Annotated in this window: 17 protein-coding genes; 5 read left to right on the top strand and 12 right to left on the bottom strand. The window is 51.5% G+C overall.

Features of this window, described 5'->3' with window-relative positions:
• Positions 1-165 precede the first annotated feature (165 nt).
• From LC431_RS04540 to LC431_RS04525, 4 genes are all read right to left on the bottom strand, one after another.
• Entirely contained in the window at positions 166-318 is a 153-nt protein-coding gene (locus LC431_RS04540; RefSeq protein WP_223509326.1) for a hypothetical protein, read from the bottom strand.
• Between the two features lie 207 nt (positions 319-525).
• Entirely contained in the window at positions 526-750 is a 225-nt protein-coding gene (locus LC431_RS04535) for a hypothetical protein (RefSeq protein WP_013575298.1), read from the bottom strand.
• Positions 747-1,163, bottom strand: a complete 417-nt coding sequence (locus tag LC431_RS04530) for a hypothetical protein (protein WP_013575299.1) — start codon at positions 1,161-1,163, stop codon at positions 747-749. The genes LC431_RS04535 and LC431_RS04530 overlap by 4 nt, the downstream gene beginning before the upstream one ends.
• 49 nt (positions 1,164-1,212) lie before the next feature.
• Complete coding sequence (locus LC431_RS04525; protein ID WP_223509325.1) at positions 1,213-2,475, bottom strand: YadA C-terminal domain-containing protein; 1,263 nt, start codon at positions 2,473-2,475, stop codon at positions 1,213-1,215.
• A 330-nt stretch (positions 2,476-2,805) separates the two neighbouring features.
• Here LC431_RS04525 and LC431_RS04520 point away from each other — a divergent pair, with 330 nt between their 5' ends.
• Entirely contained in the window at positions 2,806-3,132 is a 327-nt protein-coding gene (locus tag LC431_RS04520; protein ID WP_037034705.1) for a hypothetical protein, read from the top strand.
• Positions 3,133-3,233: 101 nt separating this feature from the next.
• On the opposite strand, the gene LC431_RS04515 is transcribed toward LC431_RS04520, so the two are convergent.
• Entirely contained in the window at positions 3,234-3,539 is a 306-nt protein-coding gene (locus LC431_RS04515) for an EthD family reductase (RefSeq protein ID WP_013575302.1), read from the bottom strand.
• A gap of 153 nt (positions 3,540-3,692) precedes the next feature.
• On the opposite strand from LC431_RS04515, the gene LC431_RS04510 reads away from it, so the two are divergent.
• The gene (locus LC431_RS04510; protein WP_223509324.1) at positions 3,693-5,072 is read left to right on the top strand and encodes a sodium:proton antiporter; all 1,380 of its coding nucleotides are present in this window, start codon (positions 3,693-3,695) and stop codon (positions 5,070-5,072) included.
• Between the two features lie 44 nt (positions 5,073-5,116).
• Here the strand turns inward: LC431_RS04510 and znuB are convergent, their stop codons facing one another.
• Positions 5,117-5,902 (bottom strand): zinc ABC transporter permease subunit ZnuB, encoded by a 786-nt coding sequence (gene znuB / locus LC431_RS04505; RefSeq protein ID WP_013575304.1) that lies wholly within the window; start codon positions 5,900-5,902, stop codon positions 5,117-5,119.
• Entirely contained in the window at positions 5,899-6,657 is a 759-nt protein-coding gene (gene znuC, locus LC431_RS04500; RefSeq protein ID WP_013575305.1) for a zinc ABC transporter ATP-binding protein ZnuC, read from the bottom strand. The genes znuB and znuC overlap by 4 nt, the downstream gene beginning before the upstream one ends.
• A 95-nt stretch (positions 6,658-6,752) precedes the next feature.
• On the opposite strand from znuC, the gene znuA reads away from it, so the two are divergent.
• From znuA to lpxM, 3 genes are all read left to right on the top strand, one after another.
• Positions 6,753-7,685, top strand: coding sequence for a zinc ABC transporter substrate-binding protein ZnuA (gene znuA, locus LC431_RS04495; RefSeq protein ID WP_223509496.1), 933 nt, complete (start codon positions 6,753-6,755; stop codon positions 7,683-7,685).
• A gap of 20 nt (positions 7,686-7,705) precedes the next feature.
• Complete coding sequence (mepM, locus tag LC431_RS04490) at positions 7,706-9,040, top strand: murein DD-endopeptidase MepM (protein ID WP_013575307.1); 1,335 nt, start codon at positions 7,706-7,708, stop codon at positions 9,038-9,040.
• Between the two features lie 105 nt (positions 9,041-9,145).
• Positions 9,146-10,126: a lauroyl-Kdo(2)-lipid IV(A) myristoyltransferase gene (lpxM, locus tag LC431_RS04485; RefSeq protein WP_037034697.1), complete on the top strand. Its 981-nt coding sequence runs from the start codon at positions 9,146-9,148 to the stop codon at positions 10,124-10,126.
• A gap of 46 nt (positions 10,127-10,172) precedes the next feature.
• Here lpxM and LC431_RS04480 read toward each other — a convergent pair whose 3' ends face one another.
• The 5 genes from LC431_RS04480 to pyk form a co-directional block, all read right to left on the bottom strand.
• Positions 10,173-11,393, bottom strand: coding sequence for an MFS transporter (locus LC431_RS04480; RefSeq protein ID WP_013575309.1), 1,221 nt, complete (start codon positions 11,391-11,393; stop codon positions 10,173-10,175).
• 98 nt (positions 11,394-11,491) lie between these two features.
• The gene (locus LC431_RS04475; RefSeq protein WP_223509323.1) at positions 11,492-13,876 is read right to left on the bottom strand and encodes a GNAT family N-acetyltransferase; all 2,385 of its coding nucleotides are present in this window, start codon (positions 13,874-13,876) and stop codon (positions 11,492-11,494) included.
• 14 nt (positions 13,877-13,890) lie between these two features.
• Positions 13,891-15,201: a lysine N(6)-hydroxylase/L-ornithine N(5)-oxygenase family protein gene (locus LC431_RS04470; protein ID WP_013575311.1), complete on the bottom strand. Its 1,311-nt coding sequence runs from the start codon at positions 15,199-15,201 to the stop codon at positions 13,891-13,893.
• Positions 15,202-15,214: 13 nt separating this feature from the next.
• A complete protein-coding gene (locus tag LC431_RS04465; protein WP_223509322.1) occupies positions 15,215-16,783 on the bottom strand; it encodes an aspartate aminotransferase family protein in 1,569 nt (522 codons plus the stop codon).
• Positions 16,784-17,416: 633 nt separating this feature from the next.
• Positions 17,417-18,859 (bottom strand): pyruvate kinase, encoded by a 1,443-nt coding sequence (pyk, locus tag LC431_RS04460; RefSeq protein WP_013575313.1) that lies wholly within the window; start codon positions 18,857-18,859, stop codon positions 17,417-17,419.
• Between the last annotated feature and the right edge of the window lie 61 nt (positions 18,860-18,920).

The following is an 18,920-nucleotide window of genomic DNA, read 5'->3' as shown; positions in this document are numbered from 1 at the left end:
TTTAAAAGGTATTCTGATTCTGTATGAGCAGGGGGCGAGCAATGGGGCACCTGTGGGGCAAAAAAAATAGTCAAATATCGCATAAGTTTGTCGTTGGCGATTTTGGCTGATTCTAACCAACTGTTATTTAATGCGCTTTTGGGCGAACTTTACCGATTTTTATTATCATCCAATCACAGTTTCAATATGACCATACATGGAATGATAGAGAACCAGTACTTTTGCCATCTTTAACTCCTCATGAGGTGATGTTTTTTCCGTATCTTGCGCGGGTTTCTGACCTGCAATACGGGCGAAAAACCCGCTTAAAAATCCCACGTTTACTCCTGCGCCTGTAAGGCGTTAGTCATGAGCAAGAGAGTCCATCGTCCGCGCATAAGGCGTGAGTTACAAACGCAAATTTTTGAACAGACTCATCAATTAATTAGGGCAAAGGTGCAGAGAAGGTGGGTTTCGCACCTCTATATATTAGAACAGAAGTGCGGGACTGGCGGGCAGGAGATATAAAAACGTAGTCAGAGTGCATTATTCTCTTTCTTTTTCCCAACTGACCAGAATTGAGATTTCATCAGGTTGCGCGATGAATTTACTGAGTGTGGCGGTATGACCGTCTTTCATCATGACCGATACAGCGACGCCGGTCACCCCGTCGGTCAGCGGGGTTTCCTCAACGCGCTGTAACATTTTCAGGCAGGTATATTGCTGCCCCGGTGGCAGATGTCTGAACTGATCGGTGTGGTGCTTTTTCATATCGGCGTCCTTCCATAAATTTGCCCGTCACGCATCAGAACCAGCTTGTGCGTGCGCTTGTAATAAATCGCTGTGAAAACGCCTTTGCGATAGACCTGAGCATCTGCGTTATCTTCATCAAGATATGCGGCGGTCCCTTCGATATATCCCTGTTTATCCGCAGGAAAGATTTTGACGTCGATACCTTTAATGCGCGCATGCACGATCTTTTTAGCGGCCTGGGCATATTGCGTGGAGGCATTTTCCATTGCCTGCTTAAGGGCAACACTCTGAATGGCGGTCTGACGATTTTGTTCAGCCATATAACAGGTATCTTTGGAGACGCCCTGTGACTGGCAGTCAGCCATTCTTGAAGCCTGAGTAGAGCAACCGGAAAGCAGGATAATGGCTGCAAAAACGATAAATTTTTTCATTGAGATTTACCTGAAAGGGAAGAACGGGGGACGGAGCCCCCGGAACGATTTACCAGCCAACGCTCACGCCAGCGCCATAACCAAAGTTACTTTGCGTGTCGTCGGAGACTGACATTTTGACAATGGTGGATCTGCTGGCATGGAATGAAGCGCCAACGGACAGAGCGTTTTGCGCATCATAACCGCCGACACCGGCACCCACCGCGAACTGTTGGGATTCCTGCACCTGAGGGATATTGGCCTGCGCCATAGCGGAAGCCGATCCGGCAGCGGCTTCTTTTTTGTTGTCATCAACCTCAGATTTTAACGCGGAGAATTTTGAGTTGGTGTAGTCCTGAGACTTCTGCAACACCTGAGCATCTGCGGCAGCACGGCTGTGAGATTCAGAGAGAATTTCGGCGTGATTTTGTTCAGCTTCGGCATTCAGGGCAGTGATCTGTTGGTCGTAATAGCTTGAACGAACCCTTATATCTTGTGAATAGGGGGAGGAGCCGGGCTGCGATGTAATCCCCTGTTTTTTGGGAATAACAGGATTCTGCTGCTCTGTCGTGTTAACACTAACGGGATTCCCGGTAGGGTCATTTTTGGCCGGAGTGATCAGCACAGGGTTCCCGGTAGGGTCATTTTTAGGCGGAGTGATCAGCACAGGATTCCCGGTAGGGTCATTTTTGGCCGGAGTGATCAGTACAGGATTCCCGGTAGGGTCATTTTTGGCCGGAGTGTTCAGTACAGGGTTCCCGGTAGGGTCATTTTTAAGCGGAGTGATCAGCACAGGATTCCCGGTAGGGTCATTTTTAGGCGGAGTGATCAGTACAGGATTCCCGGTAGGGTCATTTTTGACCGGAGTGATCAGCACAGGGTTCCCGGTAGGGTCATTTATAACAACGCCATCTTTAGCGGGTTCTGCGGGGGTTAAAGTAATTAACGGCACGGTTTCTGTTTTTATTGGCTCAGCCATCGAAATTTGGTCTACCGGAACTGTCGAGGTTCCGTTGTAGTAAGTATTGTTCAACAGGTAGTCGTGTACCTGCTGGAAACTGGTGGCGCTTTCAATTCCCTGTTTTATGTAATTTGGGTAACTCTGATGTGCGGAAAGATACTGATTAACTGCATCCGTTTCTTGCGATGTGAAGGCCGCACTGGCTGATTGTATGAAAGTTACAGAACTAACCATCAGTAACGACCCTGCAAGCATCCTGCAAAACGTAGCAGCAGAGATTCCAAATGGCTTCGTGAGGATCTTATTCTCGCGATTAACTTTGCGATTTGCAGCGGCGCTATGTTGAATTCGTTCTGAAACTTGTGCAGTCATTTGTTTTTTCCGATATTGAAATAAGTATCTGTTAGCGACAAATAAGAAGCATTATCAGAACGCTCTTTCTGTCTCTTTACGAAAATCATACATGCGGTGAATGTGACTTGCTTCACGCATTCAACGAACGTTTGACTTATGTCAAGAAACGTAAAGTTATAGCGCTACATGAATTTCTTTCACTTAGCTTGTTTGTTTGTAGCTAGCAGACACTAATTTTTGTGTCAGTGACACTGAAAACCAGTAATTTTCGTAGCGAATAGCGACGGGATGGAATCTCTATGAGATTCCTGTACAATGAGCAGGGTTATATAAATTGGAGATAAGTTTATGGCAGATAACGCAAATGAGTTCCTGGACTATGTCCGGAGGCTGGATATCGACCAGCCCGCGTTGTGTATCCTGTTGGGACTGCCTCGCAGCACGCTAAATAAGTGGATCAACGGCACTGTGACGCAGATCCCACAAGTGGCAGTAACGGCAGTCAGAATGCTGTGGTTTATGCGTAAGAGTGATGAAGCACTGTTTGAAAAGTGGGCAATGGTGCAGGATTTTGGCGTCACCGCCGATTATGCGGTCAATGATAAGGCGCAGGAGTTTTTGCATACCATCAGGCGCGAGCCGAGTGCGCCAATCAAAAAGTTACTGATGAAATAATGGCGCTGGCAGGGTTTTATACAGCGTCCACACGACAATAAAAAAGGCGGCTAACCTGACGGGTTAATCGCCTTTTTTACCTTCAGGGCAGGGTGAATGGCTCAGACAACGACGTCGAAAATCATCTTCACGGGTTCGATATTGGTGAAGTTTGCCACGTCAGCGACAAAATCTGCCGCATTGTCTTTCATGCCTTTTTCAAAATCTTCCATTGAGTTGCAATAGATATGGCAGGCGGCGATGAATGGCGACTCAGCCGGAGCGCCCTCAGGCATTTTATCAATAGCGTAAGAATGGCAAAACTCGCCCATGCGGCGTTTGATCAGCGGTAAATGCACATCACGATAATAATCATGATCAAAGGTTCCGTTTTCGATATTTGGATACAGCACACTGTATTTAATCATTTTATGACTCGTCTTTTCCCGGATAAAAATCAATTTTAGCCTACCGGCTAAGAATACACCGCGCCATTTGTGCCTGATGTTATTTATCTGAAAAATCATTCATCTGCATACATGTACTATGCTTAATAGATTGATATTTAGTATGGGATAGACATGGGATTTTTAGGTTGGACAGCGGCGGTCGGAGGACTGCTATTGATTATGTCACTCGCATCGGGGTGGATTTCCCGCGGTCCGGTGACGACGTTTGGTTTATATCTGGCCGCAGGGATCGTCTGCGGTCCCTGGGTTTTGGATTTACTGCATATCGATCTGGTGGCATATTCCACCCTCACCGCACATTTCACTGAAATCGCCATGGCGGCGTCATTATTTATTACCGGACTGAAACTCCGGTTGCCCTTTCGCGCACAAAGCTGGCGCGTCGGTGTGTTACTGGCTTTTCCTGCCATGTTACTGACCGTCCTGTGCGTCGCGGCTATTGCCCATTACATTACAGGTATTTCATGGCCACTGGCTCTTGCGTTGGGTGCCATCATTGCGCCGACGGATCCGGTGCTGGCCAGCATGATTGCAGTGAATGATGCCAATGATGATGACGGACTCAGGGTTGCGCTTTCCAGCGAGGCGGGGATGAATGATGGTTCCGCGCTGCCCATCCTGATGCTGGCGCTGATGTTGTTTACCGCGCATGAAGGATTATCTTCACAAGAATTGTGGCACTGGGCATGGCGCGATGTGATCTGGGCATTGCTCGGCGGGCTGGCAATTGGCTTCGCGATGGGGAAACTGGTCGGGCTAAGTGCGACGCGTTTTCACAGCCGTCAGCGTACGGTCGCACCGAGTGATTTTCTGGCGTTGTCACTGATTGCGCTCAGTTACGCGGCCGCACAATCTTTTGATGCTTCCGGTTTCCTTGCGGCCTTTGCCGCCGGTGTCGGGTTGCGCAGCGCGGAAGTGCGCGTGGTCTCTTTGCATCCGCCGGAGGATCTGACGGACGGGTCGCGTCCGCCACCCGCTGAAGGCATGGTCAATCCACACCAGCGTCATTCGATGCAAGCTGAAATGCCGCGCAATTCGATCGGACTGATGGTGGGTGATGCACTGTCATTTGGCGATACCATTGAGCGGATTTTTGCCGCCGGGATTGTCATGGTGCTCGGGATAACGCTGGCGGAACACTGGGAGCCGATGGGGCTGTTGATCGCTGCGCTGCTGTTTATAGTCATCCGTCCTCTGGCTGTTTATATCACGACAATAGGCGTACACGTGCCCAAGGGCAGGCGGCTGATGATTGGCTGGTTTGGTATTCGCGGTATCGGCAGTATGAACTATATCGCTTACGCCTGGACGCACGGATTGCATGGCGCGGACGCCAACTATATGACCAACATCGCGTTCACGGTGATTGTCACCAGCGTGGTGATCCACGGCATAACCGTATCACCGGTGCTGCACTGGCGGCAGGCAAGGCAGGAAGCAGCGCAGGAAGAGCGGGAGGCACGGGAGAAAAGCCAGGAAGAAAAGGCATAAAAAACGGACGCTCAGGGCGTCCGTTTCTGTTTCTGGCGTTGCGGTCAGGCAATCTGTTTTTTACTGAGGCTGAGCATAAACAGCACCGCAGCGCACAGCACGACAGAAGGGCCAGCAGGCGTATCATAGAATGCAGAGAACGTCAGGCCGCCGGTCACCGCAATGATGCCAACCGCTACCGCGACGCAGGCCATTTGCTCAGGCGTTTTAGCGAAGCGTCGCGCTGTCGCGGCGGGGATAATCAGCAACGAGGTGATGATCAGCGCGCCGACGAACTTCATCGCCAGACCGATCGTCAGCGCTGTTACCAGCATCAGGACGATACGTGTGCGTTGCAGTTTTACGCCATCAACATGAGCAAGTTCCGGGCTGATGGTCATGGAAAGCAATGCCCGCCATTGCCAGCACAGCACCGCAATCACCACCGTTACGCCAGCACCAATCATCCAGATGTCGCTGTAGGTCACTGACAGCAAATCACCAAACAAATACGCCATCAGATCCACACGTACGCCGGACATCAGGCTGACCACCACCAGACCGAGTGACAGGGCGCTGTGCGCCATAATTCCGAGCAGGGTATCGACGGCCAGATGCGGTTTACGCTCGAGCACCACCAGTAACACGGCCAGCAATAACGTGACGGCGATAACGGTATAGAAAGGATTTACATTAAGCAGCAAGCCAAACGCTACGCCGAGCAGAGAGGCGTGGGCCAGCGTATCGCCAAAATAGGACATGCGGCGCCAGACGACAAACGAGCCCAGCGGGCCAGCGGCAATCGCCAGCAATACCCCCGCCAGCCAGCCGGGTAATAACAGCGCGATCATGCGTCACGACCTCCGGTGTTGCGCAAAATTATCTTTCCCTTTAAATCATGACGATGGTTGTGGTTGTGACGGTAAATCGCCAGTTGCTCGGCGCCACGGTTACCGAACATCGCAATAAATTCCGGATGCGTAGAGACCACTTCCGGCGAGCCGGAACAGCAGATGTGCTGGTTCAGGCACAGCACTTCGTCCGTTTTCGCCATCACCAGATGCAAGTCATGCGACACCATCAGCACCGCGCACCCCAATTCGCAGCGCAGGCTGTCGATCAGGTTGTACAGCGCCAGTTGTCCGTTGACGTCAACACCTTGCGTCGGTTCATCGAGCACCAGTAACTGCGGGCTGTTCATTAACGCACGCGCCAGTAAAACACGCTGATTTTCGCCGCCGGAGAGTTTTTGCATCGGTTGATCCAGCAGGTGCGCAGCCTGTACGCGTTTGAGCGCGGGCAGAATATCGCTTTTCTTCACACCGGGTTTCAGTCGCATAAAGCGGCTGACGGTCAGAGGCATGGTGGGATCAAGATGAATTTTTTGCGGAACATAGCCGATACGTAAACCGGGTTCGCAAGTCATCGTGCCTTCTGTCGGCGCAATCAGGCCAAGCACAACGCGCACTAATGTGGATTTCCCTGCGCCATTCGGGCCGAGAAGGGTCAGAATTTTCCCCGGTTGCAGGCTTAGCGAGATGTTGGACAACACGCGTCGCGAACCGAAAGTCACTGAAATATTTTGGAGCGTAGCTAATGTGGGCATGTCATAGGGTCTTGCAGAACAAATCGGATGTTATAATATTGCGTTTCGCTAAAAATAACCAGTTTTCCCCCAACCCGAAGATGAGTTCACTCAGCATGATACAGAAAAAAAGCGTTAAACGGATGTTTCTGGCAGCCGCAATATTGAGTTCAGGCGCGGTTTTCAGCACGCAGGCCGTGGTTCTGGCTTCCGTACGCCCGCTGGGTTTTATCGCATCAGCCATTGCCGATGGTGTTATGCCGACGGAAGTGTTGCTGCCGGACGGCACATCTCCACATGATTTCGCCTTACGCCCTTCGGATATTGCACGCATGCGTAGCGCCGATCTGGTGGTGTGGGTGGGGCCGGAAATGGAAGCTTTCATGACCAAATCTGCGGCGCAGTTGTCGCCGAACCGTCAGGTGGCCATCGCGACGTTACCGGCAGTGAAACCGCTGCTGATTAAGGGCAGTGATGATGACGAACATGAGGCTGATCATGACCATGATCACGATGACGCTGATCATCATCATGGCGAATACAATATGCATGTCTGGCTGTCGCCGGAAATTGCCCGCGAGGCTGCTATTGTGATCCATAACAAGCTCGTAGCGCTGGTTCCGCAAAAAAAGCAACAATTAGATGCAAATTTATCTCATTTTGAAGACACCTTGACAAAAGCTGACAAAAACCTTGGTAGTATTCTGCAACCTGTTCAGGGTAAGGGATATTTTGTTTTTCACGATGCCTATGGCTACTTTGAAAAACACTTCGGCCTTTCGCCACTTGGTCGCTTTACGATCAATCCCGAAATTCAACCCGGTGCACAGCGATTACATCTCATTCGAACACAGTTGGTTGAGCAAAAAGCGACCTGCGTTTTTGCTGAGCCACAATTCAGGCCGGCCGTCATAACGGCTGTTGCCCAGGGAACAAAAGTGCGTATGGGCACATTGGATCCTCTGGGGAGCAGCATCGCACTGGGTGCGGACAGCTATGTGAACTTTTTGTCACAGCTGACGAACCAGTACCTGAGCTGCCTGAAGTAAGCTAAAAGGACAGAATTTAAGTGCAGCTGATAGCCCGATCTATCGCTCTGGCGTATAGCAACCTTCCACGGCCCCATCGCATTATGCTGGGGTCTCTTACCGTCGTCACACTGGCTGTGGCCGTATGGAAACCGTTAGCTTACCACCCGGACAATGACCTTTCTGATACCCGACCGCTGGTTAAAAATATCACACTTGATAATCAGCAACTGCGTTCACTGCTTCCCGAAGCCAGCGAACCTATCGACCAGTCTCCCCCCGCTGATGATGACATTCCGCAAGATGATCTTGACGATAAAACTGTCAATGAAGCGGGCGTGCATGAGTATGTGGTTTCTACCGGTGATACCCTCAGCAGCATTCTGAATCAGTACGGCATTGATATGTCGGAAATTGCTGCGCTTTCTGACGCCAACCGTGATTTACGTAACCTGAAAATCGGCCAGCAGATTTCCTGGACACTTAACGATGCCGGGGATTTACAGCGTCTGACGTGGGAAAAATCACGTCGCGAAACCTATACCTTTGACCGTTCCGGCAATACCTTCAAATCGTCTCTGGAAACCCTGAAAGGGGAATGGAAAGACTCCGTATTGAAAGGGACGCTGAACGGCAGTTTTGTCACCAGTGCCAAAGCGGCAGGGCTGAGCAGCGCTGAAGTCAGTGCTGTCATTAAGGCGCTGCAATGGCAACTCGATTTCCGTAAATTGAAGAAAGGCGACGACTTTGCGGTACTGATGTCCAACGAGGTGCTGGACGGTAAGAACGAGCAAAGTGAATTGCAGGCAGTGCGTATGCGCACTGGCGGTAAAGACTACTACGCCGTGCGCGCCGAAGACGGTAAGTTCTATGACCGTACCGGCAGCGGGCTGGCGAAAGGTTTCCTGCGCTTCCCGACGGGCAAACAGTACCGCGTTTCGTCTAACTTCAATCCGCGTCGTCTGAACCCGGTGACCGGGCGTATTGCGCCGCACCGTGGCGTCGATTTCGCCGTACCTGTCGGTACGCCTGTTCTGGCGGTGGGTGATGGCGAAGTGGTTGTTGCCAAGAACGGCGGCGCTGCGGGTAACTATGTGGCCATTCGTCATGGTCGTCAGTACATGACCCGTTATATGCATCTACGTAAACTGTTGGTGAAACCCGGTCAGAAAGTGAAACGGGGGGATCGCATCGCGCTTTCCGGCAATACTGGTCGCTCAACCGGCCCGCATCTGCACTTTGAAATGTGGATTAACCAGCTGGCTGTGAATCCGCTGACGGCTAAACTGCCGCGCACCGAAGGGCTGACAGGTAAAGATCGCAGTACTTACCTGGCCACCGTTCGTCAGGTTGTTCCTCAACTGAAGCTGGACTGACCGTTCAGGATCCCCTTTTGCGCTTAATGTTGTGAGGCAGTGATTTATTGCAAAATAAATCACTGCACTTATCATTAAGGCAGAATTTGTCATAAGAGCCTGAGCATGCAGCCAGAAAAAGAAAAACGATCTACCGTAGAATTTATTCCGCAGTTTCAGAAAGCCTTCTATTATCCGCGTTACTGGGGCGTCTGGCTGGGCGTCGGAGCGATGGCCGCAATGGCGTATCTGCCCGCAAAGGTTCGTGACCCTATATTAGGCAGTCTTGGCCGTCTGGCCGGAAAGTTTGCGAAAGGCGCACGTCGTCGTGCGCAAATTAATCTGCTGTACTGCCTGCCGGAAACCTCTGAAGCGGAGCGTGAACATATCATCGATGAAATGTTTGCCACCGCGCCACAATCCATGGTGATGATGGCTGAGCTGGCGATCCGTGACCCCAAAAAAGTCATGCAGCGCGTTCACTGGCACGGCAAGGAAATTGTCGATCAGATGCATGCCGAAGGTAAAAATGTGATTTTTCTGGTGCCACATGGATGGGCTGTGGATATTCCGGCGATGCTGATGGCCGCTGACGGACATCCGATGGCCGCCATGTTCCATAATCAGAAAAACCCGCTGACCGATTATCTGTGGAATACCGTTCGCCGTCGTTTTGGTGGCCGGATGCATGCGCGTAATGATGGCATCAAGCCGTTTATCAGTTCGGTGCGTCAGGGATACTGGGGCTACTATCTGCCGGATCAGGATCACGGTGCTGAGCACAGCGAGTTCGTCGATTTCTTCGCGACCTACAAGGCGACATTGCCTGCGGTAGGACGCCTGATGAAAGTGTGCCGTGCGTCGATCATACCGTTGTTTCCGGTGTATAACGGCCACGAACAACGTCTCGATATTTATGTGCGCCCGCCAATGGATGATCTGGCAACTGCCGATGATAACCGCATTGCGCGCCGGATGAATGAGGAAGTGGAAGTGCTGGTCGGGCCGAATCCGGAACAGTACACCTGGATCCTCAAGTTGCTTAAAACCCGCAAACCGGGTGAGCCTGAGCCCTATTCACGCAAAGAGCTTTATCCCAAAAAGTAACGGTAAAAAGATTTGAAAAAGCTGAGGCTCGCACCTCAGCTTTTTTTTATGCTTTTTCAGGGATACGTTTGAGAAACACTGCAATCAGCAATGTGCCGGTGACACCGGAAATCATGCCTGCCAGCATAAAAATGCCGTTGCCCAGTGCGAAATATAACTGCTTTGCCACTTCTATACCCGCCGCAAAAACCACAATGGTGAGCAGCCCAAGTGCAGCGGCGACCGTGCCTTTACCGGTCGGGCTGGAAAACAGCGTCAGGCGGTAAAGCCCGGCATTTACCAGTCCCGAGCCCAGCGCATAGAGGCTCAGCCCGCCAATCATCCAGCCCCAGGCATGTACCATAAACAGCGCGGCATAAGCACTGACTGCCAGACCGAGAACTATCGGCGCGAGACCGAGCCAGACAGGCGTGCGGATATTCACTTTGCCACTGAGTTTGCTGAGCGTGATGTTACCGATAATCAATCCGGTAAATACCGGCACTTGCCACCATCCGTACTGTAGCGGCGTCATTCCGCCATCCTGAATCAGTAATACCGGCGACTGCGCCACCCATGCCAGCAACGGCAGGGTGATTAACCCGATAGACAGCGAACCGAGCACCACGCCTTTGTTGGTGAAGACTTCGCGGTAATCGGTCAGTAGCCTGCGCATTGAAAAACGCTCCCCGCGACCGCTGGCGGTTTCCGGCATACTGCGCCACAGACCCCAGAATGAGAATGCAGAGACCAGTGAGAACAACGCAAACATGGCTTTCCATGGTGCGTAATGAATAAACGCCGCGCCAGCCAGCGGCCCGAGCAGGGGAGCGATCAACGTGATGTTCGCCATCAGCGCCATCAGTTTAACGCTCATTGTTTCACTGAACGCTTCCTGAATGGCGGCATAACCTACCGCGCCGATAAAGCACAGGCTCATCCCCTGTAAAAAACGCATCAGAATGAACTGTTCAATGTTTCGGGTGAAAACCGTCAGCAGACAGGTGACGGTGAAAAAGGCCACGCCTGTCAGCAGCACCGGCCTGCGGCCAAGGCGGTCGGAAAGCGGCCCGAGCAACCATTGCAGCAAAATACCGCCGCACAAATAAGCGGTTAGCGAGGTTGAAACCCAGTCGGCACTTGCGCTGAAATCACTGATCACCTGCAGCATACCCGGCTGGATCATATCGTGGGCAATATAGGTGGCGAACTCGAATAGCACCAGTGACAGCGGGAACAGCCACTGGCGGAAATTCAGCCGCGAAGCGGGTTCGGAAACGGACGACATAACCTTAATTCTCCGGGTCTTAAAATCGAAAAAGCGCGGCCTGTGAAAGCCGCGCTACTATTCATGGCATTAAAGCTTCATCAGATTAAACCGGGTTTTCAGTAGCGGTTAGCATAGGCCGCAATCGGGTTTTCCAGCGTGCCGGCGAATTTCAGGTTCTGCGCCGGATCTGACAGGTTGATCATCTGCTGATTATTCGCCAGTTGCAGACGGTTCAGGCATGAGTGCGTAAACTCGGCGCCAAACATGTCATAACGGGCAAATTTCTCCGACAGTTCCGGATACTGAATCTGATAGTCGCGTACCACTTCGGCTACCACCTGCCAGAACTGCCCGGCAGGATAATTGCCATGTTCTTCCAGAATACGGGCGATAAAGCGGAATACCCCGGCAAAGACGTCAGTGAAAATCGACAAAATTTTAAGATTTTCCGGTACGTCCACCGCCAGACGTTTGGCTTTTTCCGGCAGGCTGGCGTCGGGGTTCATCACCGCAATTTCCTCGGCGATATCCTTCATGAAAGCATTCACCGGAATATTGTTTTCGAACCGCAGGATCAGGTTTTCACCATGCGGCATAAACACCAGGTCGTACTGATAAAAGCAGTGCAGCAGCGGGCTGAGATAGGCGTGCATGTAGCGTTTAAGCCAGTCGCCGGTGGCCAGACCGGATGATTTGATCATCTCGACAATCAGCGCATCGCCGTGTTTATCGGTGTGCAGCAGGGCGGCCATGGTCATCAGACGCTGATTTGGCTGCAACAAAGCGACCGGATTTTCGCGCCACAACGCCGCAAACATTTTCTTGTACGCGCTGTCGCCTTTGATGGCTTGCTCGAAATAGTGATTGTGGTAACCGAGTGACGCCACTTCCTGCAAAATGCTGAAACCGGTGGATTGCAGATACGCATCGTTTTCGACCAGATCCGCCAGCCATTCATTAATGCCCGGAGTGGTCGCCATATAGTAAGGTGAAAGCCCGCGCATAAAGCCCATGTTCAGGATCGACAGCGCCGTTTTAACGTAACGTCCTTTCGGACGGCTGGCATTGTAGAAGGTGCGGATTGACTGTTGTGCCAGATAGTTATCATCACCTTCACCGAGATAAATCAGAAACTGACGGGCGATATCCGGTGCGAAGACGGTCAGTAATTTGTTCTGCCACTGCCACGGATGTACCGGCATGAAGTAGTAATTTTTCGGGTCGACACCTTTATCAACCAGCTTTTGCGTGAAAGCACAAATCTGCGCTTCACCCAGTTCTTCCGCGATCAGTTTTTCATACGGTAAACCTTCGACACTGGCGAAATGTGCTTTGTCATGATGAACCGCCACCCAGACCAGTTGCAGTGGATTGGCCGCTTCCGGCGCGTAACGGACATAATCACCGGCATCAAAACCGATACGGCCGTTGTTGGCGATAAAGCTCGGATGGCCTTCGGTCATGCTGGTTTCGACGGTCTGGAAATCGGCCTGCGACAGTTGTTTTGCTGTGGTGTGATTGTTTGCCAATTTGTAGGCACTGCTGTAAAGCGTGCTGCTGATTTCTTCCAGATAGGTCGACAGCATGGCCTGGGAAATACCAATTTGCTCCGCGAATTCAATGATAAATTTAACCGCGTCCAGCGGCTGCGGGATAAAATTATCCAGGCGCTGAATGCTGTCGAGATCAATCATCCAGTCATTCAGAGGCAACTGGCGGGCACGGAAACGATATTCTATTTCCGAGGCCGGTACTGCCAGCTGATAGTCAGTCCAGGTGCCGGTCGTTTTCAACGCCTGCGGCGCGAGCAGACGTTCATGTGTCAGTTCCGCCAGGCATTTACGCAGCAGCAGGGCATTCGCTTTTGCCCAGAGTTCCGGTTGCAGGTGCTCACCGGTTTGCAGAGTTGCAGGAGTCATGGTGTGTTTTTCCTTCTGGCTTGCCTGAAAAAAATCTTCACGCTGGCAAAATGCCAGCCATGCAGTTTTGTGTGTCAGTTGAATTTGTTTCTGATAGCGGAAACCGGCGCGCTTATTCAGCTTGTGAATCTTTTCGTTACGAACATCCGGCTCGACCACTATGCGGCGGACTTCGGGCTGGCTGAACAGGTATTCCATCACGGCCGAGAACACCTGCCAGCTGAAGCCTGACACCGGTTTTTCGGCCGGAGAGAGCAGAATATGCATGCCCATATCGCCGGGCCGGACGTCGTAATGTTCATGCAACGGGTCATCCTGAACCGGATAGCATTCGATGAGAAATTGCGGCTGACCGTCTATTTCGCCCATCAACGCCGCCAGCGGTTTACCGTGAGTCAGGTTGCGATAGAAGCTGTCGACTTCTGCGAGGGTACTGTTCTGCATTCCCCAGAAATGTGCGTAGGGCTGCGTCATCCAGTCATGTAAAACGGCGGCATCTTTCTCCAGCGCCAGCGGGCGTAAAGACAGTTTTCCTGCGTCGCGCTGGCAGGAGAATACGGCGGTTGAAATGGCATCAGACATGGGTAAATTCTCCGTTAGTTTGCGCCAGGGAAGCGGGACCCAAAGGTCTGGAAGGCGATGGATTTCTCCAGCGGATACACTTCAGTGCCGAGCATCTCGCGGATTATGGTGCTGTTGCGGTAGCACGCCATGCCCAGATCCGGAGTGACGAAGCCGTGCGTGTGCAGCTCGGCGTTTTGTACGAAAATCTGGTTATGCGCATCGATGCTGTAATTGCGCCTGACGGCGTAACGGCCCGAGTCATCCCACTGAATACGGTTGTAAATGCCTTCAACAAACTGCGGTGGCTGATAGCCGTAACCCGTTGCGAGGATCACGGATTCCGTGCGGTGTTGGTATTCCTGTTGTTGTTCGTGGTGGAGCAGGGTCATTTCCAGTTCGCCGCTGCGGCTGCGGGTCAGTGCTTTCAGTTCCGAATGTGTATACAAATTGACATTCAGCGGGCCGTCGAGACGTTTGACGTACATCAGATCATAAATGTCGTTGATCAGACTGATGTTAATGCCCTTATACAGGCATTTTTGTTCACGATTGAGCTGATCGCGCTTGCTCATTGGCAGCGCGTGGAAATAATCGATGTATTCCGGTGAGGTCATTTCCAGCGTCAGTTTGCTGTATTCCAGCGGGTAGAAACGCGGAGCGCGGGTCACCCAGGTCAGGTGGTAATCGTGCTTATCGATATCAGAGAGCAGGTCATAGTAAATTTCTGCGGCACTCTGGCCGCTGCCGACCACGGTAATGGATTTCGAATTCTGTACCTGCTCTTTGTTCGGCAAATAGGCCGAGGAATGATGCACGTTCCTGCCGGCATCCCGCGCACAGGCGGGTATCCACGGCGACGGTCCTGTACCGAGAACCAGCCTTTTGGTGCGGTAAATCTGCTTTTCGCCGCTTTTGGTTGAGCGCGTTTCAACCAGATAGCATTCCTGCACGGCATCCCAGGTGACCAGTTCCACGCGCGTGGAGAATTGCAGGCTGGTCAGTTGGCTGCATGCCCACTGGCAATACTGATTGAACTCTTTACGCATCATGAAGAAGTCTTCACGGATGTAGAACGAGTAAAGTTTCCCCTGTAATTTCAGGTAATTCAGGAAGCTGTAAGGGCTGGTCGGATCGGCGAGAGTCACCAGATCTGCCATGAACGGCGTCTGTAAATGCGCGCTTTCCAGCATCATACCGGTGTGCCAGTCGAAGCTGTCATTCTGGTCTAAAAACAGACCGTTCAGCTCTTTCACCGGTTCAGTCAGACAGGCCAGCCCGAGGTTAAACGGGCCGATGCCCACGGCGATGAAATCATACGTTTGGTCGTTTGAATGGATATTCATGGTGCGGCTCCTTTTACCGGTTTTTCGCGGCGCTCAGCGCGCTGGCAGTCAGTTCTTTGCCGTAATGCGTGATCAGGCTGAGCACATCGGCAACGTCTTCCCTGGTGGTGGTGGGGTTCAGTAAGGTGAATTTCAGATACTGACGCTGATGCACTTTGGTACCGGCGATAACGGCGCTGCCGTCGCGGAAAATGGCCTTGCGGATCCCGGCATTGATTTCGTCAATCTGTTCATGACTCATGGAGATACGCGGCACAAAACGGAATACCAGCGTGCTCAGTTCCGGTTTATGCAGCACTTCGATATTCGGATTTTGTTCCATCATCTGATGCGTTTCTGTTGCGCGTGCCAGCAGCACATCGAACGATTCTCCCAGTGCTTGTTGACCCATAATGCGCAACGTCAGCCACATTTTGAGGGCATCAAAACGTTTGGTGGTCTGGATACTTTTGTTCACCAGATTTGGCGTGCCTTCCAGTTTCGCACTCAGCGGATTCAGGTATTCAGCGTGGTGCGTGACGTGCTCCAGATGGCTGTGATCGTTAACCAGGAATGCGCTGCAGCTCACCGGCTGGAAGAAGGATTTGTGATAATCCACGGTAACGGAATCGGCCAGATGGATCCCTTCAATGCGCTGGCGATGCTGAGGTGAAACCAGCAAACCGCAGCCGTACGCGGCATCAGCATGCATCCAGATTTTTTCCTGGCGGCAGATTTCAGCGATCTCATTCAGCGGGTCAATGCTGCCAAAGTCGGTCGTACCGGCGGTTGCCACGACCGCAATTGGAATCAACCCTTCAGTGTGGCAGCGCTCAATTTCCTGACGGAGCGCGGCAATATCCATACGGAAAGCGCTGTCGCAGGCGACTGGCACCACGGCATCATAACCCAGGCCGAGCAGGGCAGCGGATTTCTGAATACTGAAATGGCTGACCTGTGAACTGAAAATACGCCAGCGGTTGGCTTCCGGCGGCAGCCCCTGGTACTTGATGCTGTGCTGCGGGCGGGTGCGTTTGCAATGACTGTCTCGTGCCAGCAGCATTGCCATCAGATTAGACTGCGTACCGCCGCTGGTGAAAATACCATCTGACTGTGCGCCAAAACCGATCCGGGCGAGTGTCCAGTCAATAACTTTTTGCTCGATGAGTGTGCCGCCTGCGCTCTGATCCCAGGTATCCACCGAGGAGTTGATGGCGCTGATAAACAGTTCCGCCAGTTGGGAAGGTACTACGGTCGGACAGTTGAGATGCGCGAGGTATTTCGGATGGTGGAAATAGACCGCGTGCTGAAGATATAAATCATCCAGTTCTTCCAGCGCCAGCCGCGTTCCGTCTAAAGGTTTGGTCAGGTCAATATGGCGAAATTGCTCGGCTAATTCAGCCGGAGAAACGCCGGAAAAAGGTTTCTCAGTATGGTTAATATGGGATTTAATTAATTCGAGGCCTTGCTCAATCAGTGTCTGCCATTCAGAAGTGCTGTTCTGGTTAAAAATATAACCTTTATTTTTGCTTATATTCGCCTGAGTGATTGTCAGGTCTTGAGTGGCGGATTGCATTAATTCCCAGTTATTTATCTGGCTCATTCTGGATCCTTTTGGTTAGTCCTTTTCATCCTCAGCAGGCGTGGGGCGGCCACCCGGATAAAGTCAGGATTTAGCAGTGAACGTAAGCATCAGCAGGCAGGGCTGATGGCCATGCCTGTAAAGTGTATGGTTAAATATTTTATGTTATAAAAAATAAGCAGTGATATGTCTTGTTTGGATTCCTTAGTGCGGACTTATACAAGGTTTTAACGATTGAGAATCATTATAAATGCAAATCATTATCATTCAACAACGACATTGAACATTTGCCCATAACAGAACTTTTTGATTGTTTAATGTGATGTGTGTCACATAAATTTCTGAAGGATAAGTTCGGAGTACACATTCCTATGAGATGAATCTGTATTTGTTATACGTTTGCTGACTTAAAAGAAGGGTTGTCTTGCGATAAAAAGTTATATTTAAGCGCAATGTTTGTAGGTGTAATGAATTTTCATCACGCAATGATTTATGCAGTGAACCTGATTATTTCAAACGAATGGCAAAATAATGATCAAATTAAGACTGTTCACTGACCAGCAGGAGGGAGTAATAGATTCAGGGGCAGGACGAAAATAAAAAAGGCCGATCACGATGATCGGCCATATGTTTATATCTTATTACATTTAACTATTATTCAACACGCAGTATACGGCTGGTATTGGTGGTACCGACGGTGCTCATGACATCACCCTGGGTGATGATCACCAGATCGCCTGACAAAAGGTAACCTTTATCACGCAGTAAGTTCACGGCATCCTGTGCGCCCGCTACGCCGTCATTTGCGCTGTCGAAGAAGACAGGGGTAACGCCGCGGTAAATCGCGGTCAGATTCAGTGTGTGTTCGTGGCGCGACATGGCAAAGATCGGCAGGCCGGAGCTGATACGTGACAACATCAGCGCGGTACGCCCGGACTCGGTCATGGAAATGATCGCCGTGACCCCTTTCAGGTGGTTTGCCGCGTACATAGCGGACATTGCAATGGCTTCTTCGATGTTATCGAATTCCACGTCCAGGCGGTGTTTGGAAACGTTAATGCTTGGGATTTTTTCTGCGCCCAGACATACGCGCGCCATGGCTGCCACAGTTTCAGCAGGATATTGACCGGCAGCCGTTTCCGCTGACAGCATGACCGCATCTGTGCCATCGAGCACGGCGTTCGCTACGTCCATCACTTCTGCACGGGTTGGCATCGGGTTAGTGATCATCGATTCCATCATCTGGGTCGCAGTGATCACCGCGCGGTTCAACTGACGTGCACGACGGATCAGTTTTTTCTGGATACCCACCAGCTCAGGGTCGCCGATTTCAACACCCAGGTCACCGCGGGCCACCATCACGACATCGGATGCCAGAATGATGTCATCCATTGCTTCATCTGACGCCACCGCTTCAGCGCGTTCGACTTTAGACACGATTTGCGCATTACAGCCTGCATCGCGTGCCAGACGGCGCGCGTAGTTAAGATCTTCGCCGGTGCGTGGGAATGAAACTGCCAGATAATCTACGTCCATTTTGGCCGCAGTAATAATGTCTGCTTTATCTTTCTCAGTCAGCGCTTCGGCAGAAAGACCTCCGCCCAGCTTATTGATGCCTTTATTGTTAGACAGCGGGCCGCCCACGGTCACTTCCGTGAACACTTTCATGCCCTGAACTTCGAGTACTTTTAGCTGCACACGGCCGTCATCAAGTAACAGAATATCACCCGGCACCACATCAGCTGGGAGACCTTTATAGTCGATGCCGACTTTTTCTTTATCGCCTTCACCCTTGCTCATGTTGGCATCGAGCAGGAATTTGTCACCGATATTGAGGAAAACTTTACCTTCCTTGAAGGTCGATACACGGATTTTCGGACCTTGCAGATCGCCAAGAATCGCGACGTGGCGGCCGAGACGCGCGGCTATTTCACGCACTTTGTTAGCGCGAAGAATGTGATCTTCAGCGGTTCCGTGGGAGAAATTCATACGCACAACGTTCGCACCAGCAGCAATGATCTTCTCAAGATTATTGTCGCGGTCAGTTGCAGGGCCGAGCGTGGTAACAATCTTCGTTCTTCTGAGCCTTCTGGACATGCCTAACTCCGTTAACTGATGAAACATGGTAATGCAAAAAAACAGCGAGCCCACATTGGGT

The sequence above is a fragment of the Rahnella sp. GSA61A genome (assembly GCF_019969905.1).
Classification (GTDB): domain Bacteria; phylum Pseudomonadota; class Gammaproteobacteria; order Enterobacterales; family Enterobacteriaceae; genus Rahnella; species Rahnella aceris.
This window is presented reverse-complemented; position numbering and strand designations above follow the sequence as displayed.